General features: G+C 51.1%; 21 protein-coding genes and 1 riboswitch. Of the genes, 5 read left to right on the top strand and 16 right to left on the bottom strand.

The annotated features are described in order from the left end of the window. Positions 1-54 precede the first annotated feature (54 nt). Positions 55-741, top strand: coding sequence for an ArsR/SmtB family transcription factor (locus ACFQZT_RS10180; protein WP_379299258.1), 687 nt, complete (start codon positions 55-57; stop codon positions 739-741). An 86-nt stretch (positions 742-827) separates the two neighbouring features. After that, complete coding sequence (locus tag ACFQZT_RS10175) at positions 828-1,232, top strand: YuzC family spore coat inner layer protein (RefSeq protein ID WP_379299256.1); 405 nt, start codon at positions 828-830, stop codon at positions 1,230-1,232. A gap of 96 nt (positions 1,233-1,328) precedes the next feature. On the opposite strand, the gene ACFQZT_RS10170 is transcribed toward ACFQZT_RS10175, so the two are convergent. The 11 genes from ACFQZT_RS10170 to iolD all read right to left on the bottom strand — a co-directional run bounded on the left by ACFQZT_RS10170 (position 1,329) and on the right by iolD (position 13,868). Beyond that, positions 1,329-2,126 (bottom strand): energy-coupling factor transporter transmembrane component T family protein, encoded by a 798-nt coding sequence (locus ACFQZT_RS10170; protein WP_379299254.1) that lies wholly within the window; start codon positions 2,124-2,126, stop codon positions 1,329-1,331. Next, the gene (locus tag ACFQZT_RS10165) at positions 2,117-3,586 is read right to left on the bottom strand and encodes an ABC transporter ATP-binding protein (protein ID WP_379299252.1); all 1,470 of its coding nucleotides are present in this window, start codon (positions 3,584-3,586) and stop codon (positions 2,117-2,119) included. Before ACFQZT_RS10165 ends, ACFQZT_RS10170 begins: the two co-directional genes overlap by 10 nt. A 4-nt stretch (positions 3,587-3,590) precedes the next feature. Beyond that, the gene (locus ACFQZT_RS10160) at positions 3,591-4,187 is read right to left on the bottom strand and encodes an ECF transporter S component (RefSeq protein ID WP_379299250.1); all 597 of its coding nucleotides are present in this window, start codon (positions 4,185-4,187) and stop codon (positions 3,591-3,593) included. An 88-nt stretch (positions 4,188-4,275) separates the two neighbouring features. Then, positions 4,276-4,387: riboswitch (TPP riboswitch) on the bottom strand. 79 nt (positions 4,388-4,466) lie between these two features. Beyond that, a complete protein-coding gene (locus tag ACFQZT_RS10155; protein ID WP_379299248.1) occupies positions 4,467-5,480 on the bottom strand; it encodes a LacI family DNA-binding transcriptional regulator in 1,014 nt (337 codons plus the stop codon). 219 nt (positions 5,481-5,699) lie between these two features. Next, on the bottom strand, positions 5,700-6,524 hold the full coding sequence (gene iolB, locus ACFQZT_RS10150; RefSeq protein WP_379299246.1) for a 5-deoxy-glucuronate isomerase: 825 nt from the start codon (positions 6,522-6,524) through the stop codon (positions 5,700-5,702). A gap of 30 nt (positions 6,525-6,554) precedes the next feature. Beyond that, the gene (gene iolG, locus ACFQZT_RS10145; protein WP_379299244.1) at positions 6,555-7,589 is read right to left on the bottom strand and encodes an inositol 2-dehydrogenase; all 1,035 of its coding nucleotides are present in this window, start codon (positions 7,587-7,589) and stop codon (positions 6,555-6,557) included. Between the two features lie 11 nt (positions 7,590-7,600). After that, positions 7,601-8,506 carry a class II fructose-1,6-bisphosphate aldolase gene (gene fba / locus ACFQZT_RS10140; RefSeq protein WP_379299243.1) on the bottom strand — a complete coding sequence of 302 codons (906 nt, stop codon included), beginning with the start codon at positions 8,504-8,506 and terminating at the stop codon, positions 7,601-7,603. A 47-nt stretch (positions 8,507-8,553) separates the two neighbouring features. Continuing rightward, the gene (locus tag ACFQZT_RS10135; protein WP_379299241.1) at positions 8,554-9,999 is read right to left on the bottom strand and encodes a CoA-acylating methylmalonate-semialdehyde dehydrogenase; all 1,446 of its coding nucleotides are present in this window, start codon (positions 9,997-9,999) and stop codon (positions 8,554-8,556) included. 53 nt (positions 10,000-10,052) lie between these two features. Continuing rightward, a complete protein-coding gene (iolC, locus tag ACFQZT_RS10130; RefSeq protein WP_379299239.1) occupies positions 10,053-11,060 on the bottom strand; it encodes a 5-dehydro-2-deoxygluconokinase in 1,008 nt (335 codons plus the stop codon). Between the two features lie 3 nt (positions 11,061-11,063). Then, positions 11,064-11,975 (bottom strand): myo-inosose-2 dehydratase, encoded by a 912-nt coding sequence (gene iolE, locus ACFQZT_RS10125; protein ID WP_379299237.1) that lies wholly within the window; start codon positions 11,973-11,975, stop codon positions 11,064-11,066. A gap of 27 nt (positions 11,976-12,002) precedes the next feature. Beyond that, on the bottom strand, positions 12,003-13,868 hold the full coding sequence (gene iolD / locus ACFQZT_RS10120) for a 3D-(3,5/4)-trihydroxycyclohexane-1,2-dione acylhydrolase (decyclizing) (protein ID WP_379299235.1): 1,866 nt from the start codon (positions 13,866-13,868) through the stop codon (positions 12,003-12,005). Positions 13,869-14,228: 360 nt separating this feature from the next. Between iolD and ACFQZT_RS10115 the strand changes: the two genes are divergently transcribed. After that, the gene (locus ACFQZT_RS10115; RefSeq protein ID WP_379299233.1) at positions 14,229-14,960 is read left to right on the top strand and encodes a thioredoxin-like domain-containing protein; all 732 of its coding nucleotides are present in this window, start codon (positions 14,229-14,231) and stop codon (positions 14,958-14,960) included. An 18-nt stretch (positions 14,961-14,978) separates the two neighbouring features. Here ACFQZT_RS10115 and ACFQZT_RS10110 read toward each other — a convergent pair whose 3' ends face one another. Further along, positions 14,979-15,773: a helix-turn-helix transcriptional regulator gene (locus ACFQZT_RS10110; protein ID WP_379299231.1), complete on the bottom strand. Its 795-nt coding sequence runs from the start codon at positions 15,771-15,773 to the stop codon at positions 14,979-14,981. 128 nt (positions 15,774-15,901) lie between these two features. Here ACFQZT_RS10110 and pyk point away from each other — a divergent pair, with 128 nt between their 5' ends. Further along, entirely contained in the window at positions 15,902-17,314 is a 1,413-nt protein-coding gene (pyk, locus tag ACFQZT_RS10105; protein ID WP_379299229.1) for a pyruvate kinase, read from the top strand. 87 nt (positions 17,315-17,401) lie between these two features. Continuing rightward, on the top strand, positions 17,402-17,641 hold the full coding sequence (locus tag ACFQZT_RS10100; RefSeq protein WP_379299227.1) for a hypothetical protein: 240 nt from the start codon (positions 17,402-17,404) through the stop codon (positions 17,639-17,641). A 14-nt stretch (positions 17,642-17,655) separates the two neighbouring features. Here the strand turns inward: ACFQZT_RS10100 and ACFQZT_RS10095 are convergent, their stop codons facing one another. From ACFQZT_RS10095 to ACFQZT_RS10080, 4 genes are all read right to left on the bottom strand, one after another. After that, the gene (locus ACFQZT_RS10095; protein ID WP_379299225.1) at positions 17,656-18,753 is read right to left on the bottom strand and encodes a hypothetical protein; all 1,098 of its coding nucleotides are present in this window, start codon (positions 18,751-18,753) and stop codon (positions 17,656-17,658) included. A gap of 251 nt (positions 18,754-19,004) precedes the next feature. Next, positions 19,005-20,468 (bottom strand): ABC transporter substrate-binding protein, encoded by a 1,464-nt coding sequence (locus ACFQZT_RS10090; RefSeq protein WP_379299223.1) that lies wholly within the window; start codon positions 20,466-20,468, stop codon positions 19,005-19,007. Positions 20,469-20,577: 109 nt separating this feature from the next. Then, a complete protein-coding gene (locus ACFQZT_RS10085; RefSeq protein ID WP_379299221.1) occupies positions 20,578-21,408 on the bottom strand; it encodes a carbohydrate ABC transporter permease in 831 nt (276 codons plus the stop codon). Positions 21,409-21,422: 14 nt separating this feature from the next. Continuing rightward, on the bottom strand, positions 21,423-22,331 hold the full coding sequence (locus ACFQZT_RS10080) for a carbohydrate ABC transporter permease (RefSeq protein ID WP_379299219.1): 909 nt from the start codon (positions 22,329-22,331) through the stop codon (positions 21,423-21,425). Positions 22,332-22,418 lie beyond the last annotated feature (87 nt).

Here is a 22,418-nt window from a genome sequence, read left to right as displayed (position 1 = left end):
ATTGTTTTCGTTGCACATCGAAATATGAATATAGGATACAGGAGGTTGAAATCCATGTGTACCAACCCGAATATCGTTGAAGTGGCATCCCTGATCGGCGAGCCATCGCGAATAGCGATTTTGCTGCACCTTCTCGGCGGCAAATCGCTGCCGGCAAGCGAGCTGGCCCGCGCCGCGCGCATAACGCCGCAGACCGCGAGCTCCCACCTGTCGAAGATGGTGGAAGGGGGCCTGCTCGTCCATGAATCGTATGGACGGCACAAATATTACCGCCTCGCTGGCGCAGAGGTGGCCTATGCCTTAGAGGCGCTGCAAGCCATCGCCTCGCCAAAACCGATTCGCTCTCTGCGCGAATCAGACCAACTGCGGGCGCTGCGCTATGCGCGCACCTGCTATGATCATTTAGCCGGTCAGGTCGGCGTAGCCTTGACGGACCGGCTGCTGCAATTAGGCCTGCTGCAGGAAGAGGGCAAGGATTTCATCCTTAGCCCGGAAGGGAAGCAGCGGCTGGCGCTTTTCGGCGTCGACGTCGAAGAGGAGCGCAAGCGGCGGCGCCACTATGCGCGGCAGTGCCTCGACTGGAGCGAACGACGCCATCATTTGTCCGGAACGCTTGGCGCTGCCCTGACCAAGCGGCTATTTGAGCTCCGCTGGATCGAGCGGCTGGAGGGCGTTCGGGCTGTCCGCGTTACCCCTGAAGGTTTGCAGGGGCTTGCGGATGAATTTGGTGTTGTCTTGTAAGGCTGGGCTGAAGTCTCTATGCACACCAACCTGGGTTTTACATATATTGGTGTGACGTAGCGACAAAAATAATAAGGAGTTCATCGATGAATTATCCTCCTTCTTACTGCCTGCAGCAGCCCCAAACTCTTTATCAGGATTTGCGTATTCCACTCCCTCCAGTTGTTTACCCGCTGCCCTACTGGGGTTGGAATCGCAATTTTCCGCCTGTGAGCACGACCATATTATCGCATTCCATCGCTAGCTGTCAGAAGCTGATGAAAGACGCCTCTATCGTGCTGGGCAAGTTATCCGACCAACAAACTGCCCAGCAGATCATGACTGCCGCGCAGATCGGCGATCAGAAAGAAGTGAATCGGATCGTCCACGCTTTCGGCTGCGAATCGCTCGTCGCCACGAGCTTCACCCCGAGCGGTGTTCAGTTTATGATCGAACCTCGGGAAGGTGCGCCTAACTGCAATTTGACCATGATGCTGAAATGGGGCGGATAGGCCATTTTACAGTTCACAAACAAAAAAGAAACCTTCTTGTAAGGTTGGAACGGCATAAGCCGTCTGACCTTCACAAGAGAGGTTTCTTTCTTTGTTTTACCGGACGTCCATGGCGTCTAGAAGGAGCGGCCATGTCGTCCCTAACCAATTCGCTAAATAAAGAACCAGGGCAAAGTACAAGATATAGCCTAAATCCCACGCTGAGTAGGAGATCCGGTAATAGTAGGTGCGCTGTCTCTGCATTGAGAAGCGTTTGGCTTCCATCGCAACCGCTGTCCGGTGGGCGTGGCGGATGCTTTGCGCCAGCAGCGGAATGGCGTACATGCGGAGCGTAATATACCAGCCGGTGAAAACGCTGCGCTTTTTCTTACCACGCACCTTCAGGGCATGCCGAAGGGTTTGGAACTCTTCGAGGATGACGGGAACCATGCGCAATGCCGCCAGGAAGCTGTAAGCGTACTTGGGGGCTATGTTCCATTGCTGCATCATCGCATAGAACAGCGCGACGGGCCGCGTCGTCAAGCTGAAGAGCAGCCCCACCGAAGCGACCTGCAGGCCGCGGAACCCCAGATGTAGGCCGCGGTAGAAGCTTTCTTCAGTGATTCGGATGAAGCCAAGCCGGTACCACAGCGTATCGCCATTGCCGAACATCATCATCCCGGCGGAGGATGAAAGGAATATCAACAGAAACGGCGAGGCATAAAGCAGCAGCCGTTTCAGCGGATGCCCGGAGAACAGCGTGAGCGGCAGAAGCGCGCCGATCGTTAAGTAGATCATCGTATTGAGATTGTGCGTAAGCACAACGACGATGAACATGACGATCGCAAGAATGAGCTTCACACCGGGATTCACCCGGTGCAGCCATGTTTCACGATACGCGAACGTTAGTTGCACAGCAGCGCCTCCCCTTCCGCAAAGGGCTTCGCCTGCGTCGGCAGCGGCCTCTTCGCCGCTTCCTTCACTTCGCCCACCTCGACCCGCCAGACGCGGGTTGCATAGCGGCTCACGATTTCCGAATCGTGCGTCACCATTACGATCGCCGTGCCGCTCGCACGCAATTGCTCCAACAGCTCCAGCATACGGAACGTATTGCGCGCATCCAGCCCGAAGGTAGGTTCATCCAGCAGCAGGACGCGGGGTTGGCGCACCAGTGCAGACGCCACGCTGAGCCTGCGTTTCTGACCCATCGATAGCTGGAACGGATGCCGATTACGCAGCTGATGCAAGTCGTACTGCCGCAGCAGCGCCTCAACCGCCTCCTGACCGGCGCCCTCCGGCAGCGAATAGGCGATTTCGTCTTCAACCGAATGGGTGACGAACTGGAATTCCGGGTTCTGGAACACAAAGGCGACGCGCTCGGCGAGCTGCTCGACTTTTGTCCCTTTTACACCCTCAATCCAGCAGGTTCCTTGGATCGGGATCAAGCGCATGATGGCGAGCAGCAGCGAGCTTTTGCCCGCACCATTAGCCCCAGTAACCGCAATCCAGTCCCCAGGATAAGCACTTAAGTTATCCACAGAGGTCCTGATTTGCCTGCCACGCAAGCCTGAGAAGTCGCGTAAGGTCATGACCGGCGTCAGTTCTGTGTAGTCTTTGACCACTTGCTCCTGCCTCCGCTCAACCTCATCCCATACGCCCGGATACCAAATCCCATAATCCATAAGCTGTTGTTTGCAGGTGCTAAAAATGTCTTGCGGTCTGCCGTCCGCTAGCAATTGACCCTCTGGCCCGATGACAATCAGACGGTCGATGAAGTCGAGAATCCCGCTTATTTTATGCTCTACGATCACGAGCGTTTTGTCGCCACAGACTGTACGAATGGTGTCCCATACTTGCTCCGTGCCCTCCTCATCGAGCAGTGCCGTCGGCTCATCAAGGAATAGCACATCGGGCTCGAGCGCAAGTACGCTCGCAATGGCCAACCGCTGCTTCATCCCTTGAGATAGCTGCCCAATCGGGGTGTGGGTGTCGTCGAAACGAAGGCCGGCCATCTCTAAATAGCGATCGATGAGCGCAGGCATTTGCTCACGCGGGACTTGCAAATTTTCTAAGACAAACGCAATCTCCTCATCTACATACGGCATGCAAAATTGCGTATCGGGGTCTTGAAAAACATAACCGGGACGGCTTGGCGTCCGAAGTTCCTCGGCTTTAAGCGGAATTTCCACAATATCCGGAACGATACCGCTTAGTACTTGAAGAAGCGTCGACTTACCGCAGCCGCTCGGCCCTAGGAGGAGAACCTTCTCGCCCGGCTCGACCGATAAGGAAATTCCCCGGAACAGCAGGGGGACATCTTCTCCGGGATATTTGAGCCTAAGATTCTTAATGCCTAATCCTTCGCTTCGACTCATCGTCCTACCCCAATGTCTCGTAATCTTTCTTCGAAACGGGACGAAGCAAGTTCAGCACACCGGTACGATCAAGCGCCGCCGCCAAATAGTAAGCGAATACACCTGCGATCAGTGCGCTGCCGGCAAGACGGAGCCCAATGAACAGGCAGTAGTTCCAGAACGTCAGCTGATCAATATATCCATAGTAATAATCGACGACCAGGGACAATGCGGCCGCAGCAAAAGAAGCTAATACCGTCACCCCGACATTCGCTCTACGGTACAAGAAAAGAGCAAAAATAATTTCTGCGCCGAGCCCTTGCAGTACACCGTATACGAGTGTGGATACCCCCCACGAACCTCCAAATAAAGCTTCAATCGTTGCTGCAGCAACCTCTGCGAGCAGTGCGACGCCCGGCTTCCGAATAACCAGAAACGCAAATGTCGCCGCCATGAACCACATGCCATAGCTCAACTGCTCGACATGAAGACCGAGCGGTTTCAACACATCATACATCGGGCCCCATATTCTGTAAATCACGCCGAATACTGCAGCGATCACGATGGTGACCAGGATGTCTGTCAGTTTTAAACCTTTTGAAGCGGATTGTGCTTTGCCCATTGTTCATCGACTCCTTTAATAAAATTGTAAAATGTTCAGCGAACACGAAAAAGCCCGCCGGGTAAGGGCAGGCATAAGATAAGTGCATACGAAGAATCGCACAATGTTCTCTACGCTGGCATTACCCAGATCAGATTAACGGTCAGCGGCATAGGGCCGCTATCTCAGCCTGACTTCATCAAGCACCCGTGTTGCTATTCATTTGGCTTTACTTTAGTCGATTCCCGGCTCATTAGCAATAGTTTTTTTAACCGATAGATGTAAGCCTAACGTTACTAGTTAGTTTCCCAATGGCATAGTCGACTGCCGAATAATAAGTTCAGGGCGCAGCACGATACGCTGTTTGATCCCATCTTTTTTCTCCAGATTGTCGATCAGCAGGTTGAAGACGAGCTTTCCCATTTGCTCCATCGGCTGGGAAACGGTCGTCAGCGGCGGATCCGTCACGGTAGCCAGGATCGTATTATCAAATCCGACGATGGATAGCGCCTTCGGTACGCGCAAGCCGAGTTCTTTGGCACCCTGCAACGCGCCTATAGCCAATAAATCATTGCAACAGAAGATTGCCGTTGGATGTTCAGCAGAGCTGCGTCCGAGCAGCTCTTGAATGCCTCTTTTGCCTTCTTCCACTTTATATTCACAGATAATGATGTTGTCGTCGCTGAAAGATATCCCCGCATCATGCATACCTTGCTTGAATCCACGAATTCTTTCACGGCTGCTGCTTACTTTTAAGTTCTCCGCAAGAATCGCAACCCGCCGGTGTCCCAGGGAGATTAGATGCTCCGCAGCCAACATGCCGCCCACAAAATCATCGGCCACAACCGTATCTACAGCCAATGCGGAAGCTTCACGGGCAATCATGGCTATCGGAATCGACTTATTTTGAAGAAGACTCAAAATTTCCATATTCTCAATACCTGTACCAATAATGATCCCGTCTACGCTTTTTTGCTCAAGCAGCGTAATATATCGTTCAACCCGTTCGTCCTTATTGTCCGTGCTGCACATAATGACACTGTAGCCGTTTTGATGGGCTTGATCCTCGATTGCGCGGGCAATTTCAGCAAAGAACGGATTTGAAATATCCGGTATGAGAAGACCGAGTGTGAACGTTTTTTTTCCCATCAAAGCAGATGCGATCAGACTAGGTTGATATTGCAACCGTTCCATGACTTTAAGAATCTCTTCACGCCGCTTTTGGCTGATCTTTCCTTTGCCGTTAATGGCATTAGAAACCGTAGCGATCGAAACACCCGCCTCTTTAGCCACATCATAAATGGTTGCCTTCATGCTCGCTTCTCCTTGCGTATAGCTCGTAATGTCCTTATGAGAAAACCTCTATCGAGGCCATTCAAAGATGAGCGACCGCGTTTAGATGTAGGTTTTATCGCCAATAAGAAAGCGGTTTTCGGGAACCGAAAACTTATACTTTCTTATGTGGTACAAAAAGGGGATGAACGCTCATCCCCCTGTCCTATTATGCTGTTTTTGAACTTTGGTTGCAATAGTTTAGAGCGATTTCTGCGCAGGCGGACGCATGAGCCAGTTATGGTCGGGGTCGTTATGAAATTTCCACGTTCGATGCGGGCCTGCCATGACATTTAAATAATACACGTCATAACCCGGCGGAGCCGCAACCGGATGATAGCCTCGCGGTACGATAACCGCCTCCCCGTCTTTAACAATAAGGGTCTCATCGAGTGAACGGTCGTCCGTATACACACGCTGTATGGCAAATCCTTGTTCAGGCTGAACGCGAAAATAATACGTTTCTTCCAGCAAAGATTCCTCCGGCAGCGCATCCCGATCATGTTTGTGCGGCGGATAGCTGGACCAATGTCCATTCGGAGTAAACACTTCGACAACAAGCAAGCTGTCTGCAGGTTCTTGCTCCGGAAGGATGTTATGGATCTGTCGCTCCATATTGCCGTAACCGCGCATTTCGAAACCGACTTGTTCTGGCGCAATGAGCCGCGCCCCGTACCCTCCGCGTCCAGGCGCCGAACACACAGCCACCTCAAGCGCGGTAAGCGCACGAATCTCATAACTGTCCTTGTTAGGTATATAGACAGAGTAAGGCGGTATTTTCTCGAATACACTCATTCGCTTGCCGATGCCGTTCCATGTTTCCTGATCGGTTACGATGTCAGCCAAGCCGCTCAAGAGCACCAAGCAAACCTCGCGATCCCCAGTTTCCCGCCTTATGGCCTGACCTTCCGATAAACGAAGCACTTCGAATCCTACATAAGACCATCCCGCCGCTTCGGGAGTGATGGAGAGAACGGTTCCGTCAGATCCTGCTTGCTGTTCGGGGGATACGATAAATTTCTGCACGATATCTGCCTCCCTGAGTATGATTAAGGATCAAGCCAATTGAACGCGAAGCTCATCGACTTCACTTATTTTAACGGGGCGATTGAGTCTAAGAGACAGCTTGGCGGCAAGTGCGATCCGCTCCGCTTGAAGGCCGTCGTTGCCGTCAACCGGAAGCGGCGTGCCGTTCACGAGACTGTCGATAAACATCTTCGTCTCCTCGATATAAGCCTCGTTGTATCGCTCCAGGAAAAAGTGAAGCGGTTTGTCGGACATAACACCGCCGGACGTGCTGACGACCGCCGTGTTCGGGTGATCGTTCGCCACGCTCACGGAACCCTTGGAGCCGAAAACCTCCACGCGCTGATCGTACCCATACGCCGCCATGCGGCTGTTATCGATGATGCCAAGCGCACCGTTCGCAAAACGGAGCGATACGACGGCCGTATCCACATCGCCATACTCGGCGAAAACCGGATCCACAAGGACGCTGCCTTGCGCGTATACTTCTGTCACTTCGCTGCCTGACAGGAAACGTGCCATATCAAAGTCGTGGATCGCCATATCCATAAACAGACCGCCTGAATTCTTAATGTAGTCTTGGTGCGGCGGGTTGGGATCGCGGGAAGTAATTTTGACGATATGCGGCTCCCCGATCGTCCCTGCCAGCACATGCTCACGCACGCGCTTGAAATTATGGTCAAAGCGGCGGTTAAAACCAATCTGCAGCTTAACACCGGTCTTACGAACTCTTTCAATCGCTTCTTCCGTCTGTGCAAGATCCATGCTGACGGGCTTTTCGCAAAAAATATGTTTTCCGGCTTGCGCCGCTTCCTTAATAATCGGAACATGGGTGTCCGTCGAGCTGCAAATAAATAACGCGTCGATCTCCGAATGATGGATCAACTCGAGGCTATCCTTCGTCAGCATGCCGATTCCCCTTGCCGCCGCCCACGCTTCCAGTTCAGGACCCGCGAACAGGTCGCTGACGCCGACAATTTGTACATTTGGCATGCGCAGCAAGTTGTCGGCGTGAATCCTGCCAATACGTCCGGCGCCAATAATGCCTACTCTCACTTGTTTCATGTTGCATCTCCTTAGCGTTTTACTTTAGCAAAACTAGCTTCGTAAGCACTGACTTTCGCTTTTCCTGAGCTGCCAAACAATCGAATTTTCGCTTGAACTGCCGCCTTGATCGCTTCTCGCGCCGGGATCAAATAATTCCTGGGATCATAAGCTTCCGGATGTTCGTTCAGGTAAGTTCGTATCGCAGCCGTACAAGCCATTTGATTATCGGTGTTCACATTGATCTTGGCTGTCCCGAGCGAAATCGCCTGAAGGATCTCCTCCTCAGGCAGCCCGCTTCCGCCGTGAAGCACAAGCGGCAGCCCCGTTAAGCGCTGAATTTCTCCCATTCGTTCGAATCCAAGCTTCGGTTGACCGCGGTACGGTCCGTGCACGGAACCTAGCGCAGGAGCCAGACAGTCAATGCCGGTTTCCAGTACGAGTGTGTTACATTCCTCCGGCACGGCATACATGCCCTCCGCATCATCCACGAGAAGGTCGTCTTCCCTGCCCGTGATGCGCCCCAGCTCCGCTTCTACGGATGCGTCAAGCGTATGCGCCGCTTCCGTAACACGTTTGGTCAACGCAATATTATGTTCAAAAGCGTGATGCGAAGCATCAATCATAACCGAAGTAAACCCGGCATGAAGCGCACGCAAACATACTTCGTAAGTAGAGCCATGGTCCAAATGAAGCGCAACTGGCACCGTGATTTGGTAATGCTCCATCAGCGACTTCACCATGCCGGCAATACACGGAAGCCCTCCCATATACGGGATATAGGCTTCACTGACCCCAAGAATAACAGGGGCCTGCTCCTCCTGCGCCGCAAGCAGAATCGCTTGCGTGAACTCGAGGTTGTTCAAATTAAACTGGCCGACTGCATATCGTTCCTGCAGCGCCTTCTGCAGCATCTGTACCATGGAAACAAGGGCCATGAGATGATCAACCTCCGATTGGAAAAATGGAGCCGGCTAGCTTTCGCTTACCAGCGGGTAGTGACCATCTTCTTCCGCGTGTAAAATTCTACGCCGTCGGTGCCGTTCGCATGCAGATCGCCGTAAAACGATTTTTTCCAGCCTGAGAACGGGAAGAAGGCCATTGGGGCCGGCACGCCCAGGTTGATGCCCAGCATGCCTGCGTCGATCGACTCTCTGAATTGGCGCATATGGCCGCCGCTCTTCGTGAACAAGCAGGCACCGTTAGCGAATTCCGAACGATTAGCGAGCTCGATGGCCTCTTCCAGGCTATTCACGCGTACTATCGAAAGCACAGGGGCAAAGATCTCGTCCTCCCATATTTTCATCCCGCACTGCACTTGGTCGAACAAAGTAGGACCGACGAAAAATCCGTTCTCGTCCGAAGCCGAATCTTTCCTTCCGTCACGGATCAGAAGAGCCCCTTCCTTCTCGCCGATGTCAATGTACTTCAGCGTCCGTTCCTTATGCGGACCGCGAATGACAGGCCCCAGGAATACGCCGTCTTCTAATCCGTTACCGATTGTAATGCGATCGGCCGCTTCTACCAGTTTGCTTACGAGCGTATCACCGATCTCTCCGACCGCGACGACGACGGAGCAAGCCATACAGCGTTCTCCCGCCGAACCGAATGCGGCGTTCACGATTTCCTTAACGGTCAGCTCCAGATCGGCATCCGGCATGACAATCGAATGATTTTTGGCGCCGGCCAGCGCTTGGACGCGTTTGCCATAGGAGGATGCCGTCTTGTATACATACTCCGCAACCGGCTGCGAGCCCACGAAGGATATCGCACGGATGTCCGAATGCTCCAAAATTCCATTCACAACGTCATGCGCGCCGTGAACGATGTTCAGCACGCCATCAGGAAGCCCGGCTTGCTGGAACAGCTCCGCCAAGCGGTTGGCAAGCAGCGGTGTCCGTTCGGACGGTTTCAGCACGAATGTATTGCCGCAAGCGATGGCAAGCGGGAACATCCAACATGGAACCATCATCGGGAAATTGAACGGAGTGATCCCTCCAACAACGCCGATGGGATACCGGTACATGCCGGATTCCAGATTGGTAGCGATGTCGGGAAGTTGTTTCCCCATCATTAGCGTAGGCGCCCCGGCGGCGAATTCGACGCATTCGATCCCGCGCAGCACTTCGCCGTGCGCTTCGTTATAGCTTTTTCCGTTCTCCAGCGTGACGAGTTTGGCTAGTTCCTCCCAATGGTCCACCAGCAGCTGCTGATATTTAAACAGGATGCGGGCACGGCGAGGAACCGGTGTGCGGCTCCAGCTTTGGAAAGCAGCACCCGCCGTTGCAACAGCCAGGTCTACATCCTCTTTGACAGAAAGAGGCACGTACGCAAGCACTTCCTCCGTTGCCGGGTTATAAACAGGTTCGGACCGCTGCGCCTTGGAATCGACCCATTGCCCGCCGATCCAGTTTTTTAACAATTGTGTCATAGTAAGGACTCCCCTTCGTTATTCGCCTGTTGAGTGGCAATATATTACTATCGTTAAACGGTTATTTCCCCTCTATTGCAACGTTCTATATAATCGTCCACTTGCGCCGAAGTCGGCATTGCATCCGAGCAGCTATGGCTGGAGATAACGATACAGGCCGCAGCGCTGCCGTATTCCATGCTTTTCTCCAGCGTCCATCCTTGCATAATTCCGTATAAGAAACCTGCGGCGTAAGAATCGCCTGCACCGAATGTCTTCACAACTTTAGCCGGAAATGTCTTTGCCCGATGGCTCATTCCGTCTTTCGTATATGCGATGGAGCCGTCTTTGCCGTGCTTAATAACGACGATCTTAGCCGAGTGATCAAACCATTTGGAAGCCGTCACTTGATCGATGTGATCCGGATTGCGCTCGAACCGCTCCATCATATCGAATTCTTCGCGAGTACCGAGAATGATGTCGCACTTTTCCGCCGCCAAGTTGTAATACACGGCGGTTTCTTCCGCAGATGTCCATGTATACGGGCGGTAATCCAGGTCGAAAACGATGACGGCGCCATGCTTTTTCGCATATTGAAGCGCTTGGAATACCGACTCTCGGGAGGGGCTTTGAGCCAACGCCGTTCCGGAAATCAACAACGTTTTGGATCTTGCAATCAGCTCCTCCTGGACCTCTCCCGCCGTGAGCAGCAGATCCGCCACATTGTTGCGGTACATCAGGATGCTGCAGTCGGTCGGGCTTTTGATTTCAGTAAATGCCAGCCCTGTAACAGCACCTGTTCGGTCGATCACGACGTTACTGGTGTCAATATGGTTGCGGGTCAAGTAGTCTTCAATAAAGCGTCCCATCTGATCGTCCGCAATTTTGCCGATGAAGGCGGTCTTCATGCCCAAGCGGGACATGCCGATCGAGATGTTGGCGGGAGAACCGCCGACATACTTGGTGAAGGTGCTCGTTTGTTCCATCGGGCGATTAATTTCATTGGCGTTCAAATCGATGCAAAGTCTGCCGATCGCCGTGAAATCCAAGCTTTTGTCCGTCTGAAAAGATAAATAGGTCATGCTTTATTCCCCCGCTTTCGCTGGTATCAACGTTTCCAAGTAGCTCAATGCCTTTGCGGCATATTCGTACGCCGGACACTTTGCCGGATCCTGCTCGCCTTCCAGCATCGCCCAACCGTTATATCCCCGCTCCACAAGCTCTCCGATAATCGGCTTAAAATCGATATGTCCATCGCCGGGAACCGTAAATACGCCTTTGCGAATGCAGGTGATGAAATCTGCCTGTTCACGGCGTGCTTCCTCCAGCACATGAAGACGAACGTCCTTCAAATGAATGTAGGCAATTCGGTCGTAGTGCTTTCTAAGCACATAGAGCGGATCCGCGCCTCCGTAATATGCATGACCTGTATCGTATAACAGATAGACAAGCCCAGGATCGGTTAGCTCCATCAATCGATCTATTTCTTCCGGGCTTTCTACAGCAGTCCCGCCGTGATGATGATAAGTCAGCTTAAGCCCTAATTCCTTGGCGATAGCACCGGCAGCGTTCAGTCCCTCCGCCAGGCTATTCCACTCCGCTTCGCCAAGCCGCAGCACTTCCTTCTCATTCGGCGTTCGGCGCGGGTCAAAATGGAGCGAACCGCCGACTTCGCAAGTGCTAATGACCGTGCTGCCCATTTTCTGCAAAAACTCAGCATGCTTTCTATACGCCTGCAGTTCATCATCGCGGTATGAAGGATCTGAAAAGAGTACTGACTTCCATTGCGAGACAAGCTGAAGATCTCGCTTGGCAAGCTCTTGCTTCAGTATGGAGATATCCGTCGGATATTTCCGGCCCATTTCAGTGCCGGACAGGCCCAATGCCTGCATCTCATCCATGATTTGCTCATAGGTGGTGTTGTCACCGTGCTCTTTTACATCTTCTCCAACCCAATTAATGGGGTGTGCTCCCAGTCGAAACGGAAATTTTAACAAGGGTGCCGACCTCCTTCTCATCATCGTTTAAATGGATTTAGCTGATTTCAACCGATCCTTTATGCTTTGGTGCGCCTGGACTACTTTGCTGCTGGCGGACACTTCGGGTACGCCGATGTTCCACCACGATTCGTAACCGGACGTATTCGTTCCCGGTATGACCGAGATTTCAATTAATGTCGTTTTTTCTTCCAGCTTCGCTTGGTGAAGCGCTCCCTGCAATTCCTCAGCAGTAGACGCCTTATACGCTGCTGCACCGAGACTGCGGGCATTGGCGGCAAAATCAATGGGCATGAAACTGCCTGTTAAGCGTCCCGTCGTCTGTTCGCGGTAGCGGAACTCATTGCCGAACCCATCGCTGCCGTGTCCCCGCTGCAAGTTATGGATGCATTGATAGCCGTGATTATCGAAGAGCAGGATTGTGATTTTCCTTCCTTCCTGCAAGCTCGTCACCAGCTCCGAGTGAAGCATCAGATAACTGCCGTCTCCGACAATGGCATATACCTCACGATCCGGTGCGGCAAGCGCTGCGCCGAAGGCGCCGCTTACTTCGTAACCCATACAGGAAAAACCGTATTCCATATGGTACGTCTTCGGTTCGGCCGGTCGCCAGAGGCGGTGAAGATCGCCCGGAAGGCTGCCCGCCGCACATACGATAACGGCGTTCGGTGCAAGGGTCTCTTGAATAATTCCCAGTGCCCGGGTCTGCGATAAACCCTCTGTACACTCCAATCCATATAACCTGTCGACCTCGGCGTCCCACTGCGCCTTGAGCGAAGCGATTTCCCCCACGGCGTAACCGCTTCGGTATTGAAGGACTTGAAGCGCTTCCCGCAGCGAGGCTAACCCTTCTTTGGCATCGCAGGTTAAAGCGACCCCGGATAACTTGTATGCGTCGAAACCGCTAATATTGATATTCACGAATACCGCATCTGGGTTCGCAAATGCCGTCTTGGAAGAAGTCGTGAAGTCGGAATACCGGGTGCCGACTCCGATAATCACATCCGCCTCCTTCGCAATCAAGTTAGCGGCCAGCGTTCCCGTTACGCCGACGGCCCCGACATTCAGCTCATCGTTCCAAGGTAACGAGCTCTTGCCAGCTTGTGTCTCGGCGACCGGAATACCGAACGCATGAGCGAACTTATGCAACTCCTGCATCGCATTGGAGTAAAGGACGCCTCCCCCCGCGATGATCAGCGGCTTCCGTTTGCCCGCGATCGCAGTTGCCGCCCGTCCGAGCGCGTCCGGCGACGGCAGCCTCCGCTCTACAAAATGAACTTTCTTCTCGAAAAACGCTTCCGGATAGTCATAAGCTTCCGCTTGCACATCTTGCGGCAAGGCGAGCGTCACCGCCCCTGTCTCCGCAGGATCCGTTAATACCCGCATAGCCTGCTGCACAGCAGACATCAGCTGCTCCGGCCTAACGATCCGATCCCAGTATCTGCTGACCGGCTTGAATGCATCTGTCGCGGAGATGCTATAATCTCCGCTCACTTCGAGCTGCTGCAGCACCGGATCCGGCTGTCGCGTCGCGAAGTTATCTCCGGGAAGCAGCAGCACCGGAATCCGGTTGACAGTCGCCGTAGCCGCTGCCGTGACCATGTTTAGAGCTCCGGGGCCGATTGAAGTTGTGCAAGCATAAATTTGCGTCCTGTTGTTTTGTTTTGCGAAAGCGGTTGCAGCATGAACCATGCCTTGTTCATTTTTGCCCTGTATGTACGTCAGACTTCCCGGACTTCTCTCCAGCGCTTCTCCGATCCCGGTAACATTGCCATGACCGAAAATACCGAATACACCATGAACGAACTTGGTACTAACACCGTCAATCGAAATATATTGCTGATCCAAGTACTTCAGCAAAGCTTGAGCCATCGTTAACCGGATTGTTCCCATAGATATCACCCACAAAATAAATTAAGCGCTTAATCTTTCGAGCCGAAATTCCATTCATTCGAACCGATACCGATGATTGATGGTATCGAACAAGCATGAGGCAAATGATACCGTTAAAAGTAATATTTAAGCGTTTCATAAAAAATATAGATAAGCAAGATATGTTTTTACAAACAATAGGTTAAGCGCTTATTCTCATTGTACACACTTCCCCATTCCTTAGCAATTACTTTTTAGAGCCTCACTGCGTGCTAAACGGCTGCTGCCACTTTAACCCGTTTGACTTCTCCCTCCAACAAAACTACAATATGTAGTGTTGATATCTTTATTTTATTACTTTTCCAAAGGAGTTTATGTCTAATGGACCATTCTTCAATGCAGCAGGGCCCCGATCTCATCTCCATTTTACTCTATATAGGCATTATGATCGTTGTTCTTGCGATTGTCGGCTACGTGCTGGCGATCCGAACGAACAAGGCGAATACAAGCCGATTGAAAAAGGCGGAAAAGCAAGTCCTGCAAAATAAATATAGAAAGATGCTGATGATCTCCCATGTCCTTCTGACTTTAGCCGTCTTGTTCATCGGAACTTCACTCATCCAGCAGTCTTCTACCAAATACAGCATCGAAAAGCTGAACTTCAACGCGCCTATTCAGGTAACAGCCGACAAGGATTACGGTCGCGGTCATTCTGAAATGCCCTTGAAATACGAAATGACCATTCCAACCTCCGGCACGCATAGCCCGCATGATTTGAAGTTTGGCTTTTATACGGAAAAGCCTCCTTATGAGAAGCTTGTCCATAATTTGGAGCATGGCGACATTATTATTTACTATCATCCGGATGCGAACGCCGATCTGTTGGACAAGCTTCGCTATCTGACCAATTTCAAGAAAGCCGGCGCCGGCGTACTTGCTGTACCCAACCCGGATGTACCGAGCGATCAGGAAGTCGTCGTGACGGCTTGGACCAAAACGATGCAGCTCCAGAAGTTCGATGAAGCGAGTGTCGGCACATTCATTTATCGCAATATCGATAAGGGGCCTGAGCAAATCCCGCCTGAAGTGAGGCGTGGCGGCGGTACCATGTAATCTTAATACGCTAGCCCCTTACTTACGTACCGTTTCACGGTCAGCAACGAAGTCCGTAGGCACTAGCCCCGTCAGTCGTCTGAATACCCTGTAAAAGTAAGACGGGTCGCTGTAACCGATAAATTCCGAAATCTCCGCTACAGTCAGCGCGGAATGTCTGAGCATGTAGACGGCCGTTTTGATCCGGGTGGCGTTCACGAAATCGCTGATCGTCTGTCCAGTCACCTTGCTAAAGAGAGAGGCGGCATAGTTCGGCGAACGGCTAATGCAGATGGCTAAGGCCTCCTTGGTCACATGCTCGCGATAATGATTCTGAATGTAAGCTTTCATCTGCTCGACTAATTGCACAGTGGCGTTCGTGGATTCGGCCTGATCCCACTCCCTATGCAAATGAACAAACAGCTCTTTTAGCAGCGCTTCGCACAGCGTCTGATAATAGGGCTGTTTGTCTTGCCACTGCTGAAGCATGAGACGAAGACGGTCCAGTATCAAATCGTACTTGCCTGTCATCCTGCTCTCGTGCGTCCTCGATTGTAAGAGAGGTAGCGGTTCGACCAGTCCATCCGTGGCAAATTGTACTACATACTTCTCATGAAGCAGCGTAGGCACACTTTTTCCATAATAGGGGGTTTCGCTTGGAATGAGCAGCCATTGCCCTTTCTCGAGCACCTGCTTCCTCTCGGCATTACCCCCGCCAATCCAATATACGCACTTGCCATAAGTAACCAGAACGAGCGTCCAGTATGGATTATGTGCCTGCTCTTCGATGTACCAATTGCTCGTTTTGTCATACGTGAACGTCGTGACCCGCATGCCGAAACCCCATTTCATACTATAGTATATATAGCATACTATATTTCATAGAACTTGGGGAGAAATAGGTCTAAAATGAAGCCAAAATCGAAAATCGAAAGTCCTACACGAAAGGAAGTTCTTCCACCATGCGTAAAACGAAAATCATTTGCACCATGGGACCCGCTTGCGATTCCGTCCCTACTCTCAAAGAACTAATCCGCGCCGGCATGAGTGTTGCCCGGCTGAATATGGCCCACGGCGATTTGGACGAGCATCGCGGACGCATCGCGAGAGTGCGCCAAGCCGCCAGTGAGCTCGGCGTAACCATTCCGATTCTGATGGATATTAAAGGACCCGAGATCCGAATCGGACAACTGAAGGACGCTTCCTACGATTTGCAAAAAGGCGACACGATCGTCCTCACCACCGAACAGATCATCGGCGATTCCAGCCGCGTGTCCGTTAACTACCCGGGGCTTCCCCAGGATGTGCAGCCGGGCAATCTGGTGCTGATCGACGACGGCTCGATCGAGCTGCAAGTAGAGACGATAGACGGCACCGAAGTTATGTGCAGCGTCCTGAATCAAAGCGTGCTGAAGCAGCGCAAAGGCGTGAACTTGCCCGGTGTCCGCACCTCCTTGCCGGGAGTGACGGAACGGGACATTATGCATTTGAAATTCGGCGTGGAGGAGAATATCTCCATTGTCGCGATGTCGTTTGTTCGTAACGGGGACGACGTCCGGGAAGTCCGCCATATTCTGGAGCAGCACGGCGCGGGCTTCACGCCGATTATCTCGAAAATCGAGAACGAAGAAGGCATGGAAAACTTCGCTTCCATCCTTGAAGCCTCCGATGGCATCATGGTGGCTAGGGGCGATTTGGGCGTAGAGATTCCTACGGAGGAAGTGCCGATCGCCCAAAAAGAAATGATCCGCCAATGCAATCTGGCAGGTAAGCCGGTTATTACAGCGACGCAAATGCTCGATTCCATGCAGCGGAATCCGCGCCCTACGCGCGCTGAAGTGAGCGACGTTGCGAATGCCGTGCTCGACGGCAGCGACGTCGTGATGCTCTCCGGCGAGACGGCCGCAGGCAAGTATCCCGTCGAGTCCGTGACGATGATGGCGACCATCGCCGAACGCGTCGAGCAGACGATGGAGCGCAGCTCCTTGGTCGACGCGCAGCTCGAGTCGAATAACGAAGTGACGGAGGTGCTGTGCCAGGCCGTTGTATCGTCGGCGAACAAGCTGCACGCAGCAGCGATACTCACGCCAACAGAGAGCGGCTTCACTGCGCGCATGATCGCGAAATACCGCCCGGAGTCGCCCATTCTGGCGATTACGTCGAACGAATATGCGATCAATTACTTGAGCATGGTGCAGGGCGTGATCCCGATTCACGGAGAAACCTGCGACTCCACGGACGCGTTGATCCGCTCCGCGATCCAGCAGGCGGAGACACTCGGCTACGTCAAAAAGGGCGATCTAGCGATCGTATCCGCCGGCATTCCGCTTGGAAAATCCGGCACGACCAACCTGCTGAAAGTTGAACGGATTTAACTAAGAAAAACCGTCAGGGTGTTGTTATCACCTGACGGTTTTTTTGCATGTAACCCCCTCCATTTGCGACTAAGGGGGAAATTAGGTGTGACATCTGCCCATTTCAAATCAGTAACGATGGAAATGCTTATGGGCACGATTCCATTTTACTTCTACGTCTGTAACGATGAAACAATCACTATTGCTTCGCTCTGGCTCACCACACTGCCTTTTTCTACGCGTCGTTCCGGCGTCGATCAGCGTCCCATAGGGTCGAACTCGCTAAGAATAGTGAGCCACACGTCCTCCCCGCCGCGAAGCGGCACAGAAGACTATCGAGGTCTTTAGACACGGATGAATGATTAGATTTTATTCGGCAATGGAATCGTAGGGAGTATGGTCTCTGGAGTCATTTTATCCCGCATGCCAGACCAAGGAGCAGGGACTGCGAAGGCGAAATCGGCTAATTCATAAGCGGACAATTCATACTTTGCGCGCATAGCGCGGAACTGTTGCCAAGCTTCTTCTTTGGATATCTCGATAGGAAAACCGCTGGTTTCCAAATATTGAAGACCATACAAAAACTCTTCATAACTCAGCGTTGCTTCCTGCGGACTATTAGCTCTGCTCACTTCATCGGTGAATCCCATTGAATCCGAAATGGTCTGAAAACAGGTGATGCCGGCACGAAGACATTGCCTTGCTTCTGCAGGAGCCTGAGAGGGATTCAAGATCAAATAGAGAGCTGCTGCATCAATAACAGAAAGCAATGTTGTCACCCATGAGTTCATTCTATGTGGAGAGCGAAATACCATGAGCCAAGGGTGACTGACATGGGATTCGGTAATATCGGCAGCCCAAATTTCCCAAGCCGCAAATAAAGTCGGCATAGTGGACATCTCATTTTCTTTATAATGATGCTTGAGAATGTTCGGGCCCCATGCAATTCTGCGAACGCGAATACTTAATGCCGTTACAAGAGCTTCTCGTTTGTTATATGAACTATATAAGGTTGGCAAATACCCAATCTGAAGGGCGATTGTAATCATTCCGGTAGCCGCAGCTGCGAATTCCAATACTGTCGGGCCCCCATCCGGTGAGGAAACAACACCAAGTGTAAAGAAAGAAGAGCCTGAGAGCTTAAGTGCTGTCGCGAAGTTTCCCTCAGTAAATGGCCAGAACATCAGTGCATAGCCTATAACAAACAATACGATCCATAATCCCAAGGTTGTCAGGAGCGATGCAGGTCCGCGGAAGGAAAGCAATCGGTCTTTTTTTTCGTAGAGCGTGGTTCTGTAGGAGAGCAATTTGAAAATATAACGGGTTATCTCCCAAGAAACGATAGTAATTCGAGATTCAACACTTCGAGTTACGATCAACGTATCAATAATACTTCCGATGGTGGAAACAACGATCATCATACCAAGAACGAAACCGATCCAATGAGTGATTACTATCATAACGGACTGACAACGCCTCCTATCTGGACTTTGCGGAGCTTTGTTTCATTATAGCGAATGAATGAAGCTCATTAAAGACTTTCTAACGATAGGTATCAGAAACGAAAGCTGCTCATTTTTGGATAGCTGCTGGGCCTGGTATTGCCGAATATAATCACAGCAAAAAGCAGAGGACCATGCCCTTTCGGCACAAGTTCTCTGCTTTTCTGTACGCATAATTTTGGTACAATTACAAAAGAGGCTGTCTTAACTCATTTCTTAGTGATCCCGGTAGAGGCAATGACTTCAGTGAAGCCTTTCTCCATATTCTCCAATGCATTCTTCGGCTGAATCGCACCGCGCAAGACAGATTGGATATTAAGTTCCATGATATCATTGAGCTTCGGAGAGACAAACGGAACGTCAGGGTCAGCCAATATTTTTCCTTTCGTTAACGAATCCAGCAAGGTCGGATACATAGGGAACTGTTTCTTCAATTCGGGTCTCATATAATTTGATGTTCGGGTCGGATCCATGTTGTTCTTGATCTTCAACACTTCTAAATCTTTTGAAGTGATATACTCCAAAAACTTATAGGTCAATTCCGGATTTTTCGTAGAGGAAGTCATTGCTGCGGACCATCCACCCATAGTTGGTGCCCCGCCAGGTGTCACAGCGTACCCTACTTTGCCTTTCACCTTCGATTTATCCGACTCCGCCGCCTGCATGAGTCCGGGCCACTGTTCCATCATGGCTACTTCGCCATTGGTAAACAAGGTGTTCGCTTCGTCCCAATGCAGGGTAAGAAGTTCCTTTGGCGCATACTTGGATAAGTCTACTGCAAATTGCAGCGCTTTCAGACCGGCTTCATTGTTAAATGCCGGCTTGAAATCCTTATCAATATCTTTGGCACCGAATGCCGCAAGACGATTCGTCCAGATCCAGCGACTGGATGTGTTGTCGGCCATGGTGCTATACCCATAGGTAACAGGCGAATCAGGATTTACACTCTTGGTAAAGAACTTGGCTGCCTCCAGCATTTCTTCCGGTGTTTGGGGCACGGTTAGCTCTTTCCCGGTTTTTGCCTTGAAGCTTTCTTTCATCTTAGGATCTTCAAAAATATCTTTCCGATAGAAGAATATTTGCGAATCCGGCTTGTAAGGAAATGCTACCAGTTTCCCTTTATAATTGCCATAGATATCGAGCAGGCTCGGAATAAAATCGTCTAGAGCAAGGCTCGGACTAACGAGATCTTTGTTATTAATGTAAGGCTTCAGGTCTTGTACAAGTCCTCCCTCGGCAAAACCGTGAATGAGCGCAACCGGCATGACAACCGCATCGAAAGATTTGTTAGCCTGCAAATCAAGCTGAATTTTCTCCATATACGATTCCGCGGGGAAGCTTTGAACCTCAACCGTCGCCCCGGATGCCTTCTGGAAATATTCCGCTGCGTCTTTAAGCGCCTTTTCCGTATCTCCAGCCATCGTAGCGACAATGATCTTTTTACCTTTATACTGATTCTTCAGGGTACCGCCTGCATCCATGTCCGTCAGTTTGATCCCATACACGTCCGGACCTTCTACTTTAACAGCAGGGCTGGCCACCTCATTGGAACTTTTCGTTTTATCCCCCGTACCGGCATCATTCTTTGCTGACGTGCAGCCCGACATGACGCCGCTCACAATAATAGCTGTGCCTAGCAACATAAAACTCCGTTTACTAATCATTTTTACCATATTCAACCCTCCTGATCGACTCAATCGACTTGTTATCAGTAACTATTCATACAGCTTTCCTATCTGTTCGCCGTACGAAATCACCTCCCTTAAGAATAGCGCTGCTCCCCTACCCTTTAACGGCGCCTGCCGTGAAGCCTTCGACGATATATTTCTGTGTTGTCAAGGACAGGATCACCGTCGGTATCATGGCGATCGTTCCTGCAGCTGCAAGCGTCCCAAGGGGCGTATCCTTCTGCACTTCAATCAGACTGCTGATGGCAAGCGGGAGCAGCTTCTTATCGTCGGAGAACGTTAATATCAGGGATAAAGAGAACTCATTCCAAGCGCCAATGAATACTAAAATGGAAGTAACGACAATGCCCGGGGTAACCAGCGGCAAAGCTACTCTGGTAAATTTCCCATATTCGGAGCAACCGTCCATTGTGGCGGATTCGAATATTTCGGAGGGCATTTCGTTATAAAATCCCATGAATAAGTAAATGGCCAGCGGCAGAGCAGCAGTTACATCTACAATAATCAACCCCGATAGCTTGTCGAGCAATCCAACCTTCTGAAACATGACGTAATACGGAATGATGAAGAGCAGTCCGGGTATCATCCGCACGATAATGGTCGTATATACCCAGAAGCTTCTTCCTCGAAAGCGAAATCTGGAAAAACCGTATCCCCCTAAAGCGGTTATGACAACAGTAATCACGGTTGTAACGGACGCAACTATCAAACTGTTGAAAAATGTATGCAGGAGATGATTCTGAGTGAAAACATCCGAATAGTTCGTAAAAGTAAAATGAAGCGGAAACCATTCGGGAGGAAGCTTGATGATTGATTCTTTCGGCTTCATGGATGTAGTCAACGTCCAATAAATGGGAAACATGAAGAATAACGTAAACAGGCTTAGGAAACCAGCGACAACAAGGCGATTCACAGTAGTTTTCATGGTTGATTTCCCCTCTAGTTGGTAACTGCCTTACGCTGCAGAAGGATAAAGGTGCAAAGCGAGAACACCACGATAAACAGGAAATACAAGATGGAGCCTGCCGAGCCGGCGCCGATATCCGCATAACGGAAAGCTGTCTTGTAAGTTATAGTAGCCAGCGTCTCCGTCGCCCCTCCGGGAGCACCGTTAGTGAGGGCAACAACGCTATCAAACACACGAAGAGCATCCATAACGCGAATCGATACGACGAGCGCGATAAAATTGCGAATGAGTGGCAATGTGATACGGAAGAAGATATGGACGGGACCCGCCCCATCTATCATTGCCGCTTCTGTCAATTCCTTTGGCACCGTTTTCAATGCAGCTAGCAGGATTAACATGCAGAAAGGCGATGCTTGCCAGATATCAACAAGGAGAATGGATAGTTTGGCCGGCAATACTTCACCGCTCCAACTGATTTTCGAAAAACCGAGCTGCGTCACAACAAAATTGATCGGCCCGTAAATGACTTGAAATAGTAACGACCACATCTTTGCCGATACGATCGGGGCGAGCATAAGCGGCATGATAAAAAGACTCTTGAATACGTTCTTCTTCTTTCCGAATGCCTTGCTGTTCAATACAAGCGCCATCGCCATGCCAATTGTAACTTGTATGACTACTGCAACCGCGGCGAATTCGAACGTCCACCAGATGGCTTTCCGAAATGCGGGTTCCTTCGATATAGTAATGAAATTTTCAACCCCCGCAAAATGGATCATTTTGGAAGGCAGCGTCAGTTTGTAGGATAGTGTGCTCAAGTATACAGAGTATATGAACGGAATGATCATTAAAAAGGAAATGACGATCACGGTCGGTGCTATGAAGATCATTGGCGCCCACCGGTCCATTCTGCTGCTTAACCTATTACTGCTTGCAGGCATCCTTATCCCTCCCTCTCATGTTAATTTAGTACTATCAATGGATATACCCGATTATAGCATCCGGTTCGATTCGATATTATCCGACAC

The organism is Paenibacillus sp. GCM10027628, from assembly GCF_042676385.1.
GTDB lineage: Bacteria > Bacillota > Bacilli > Paenibacillales > NBRC-103111 > Paenibacillus_E.
The sequence above is the reverse complement of the archived record's forward strand: the minus strand, read 5'-3'. Positions and strand labels throughout refer to the sequence as shown.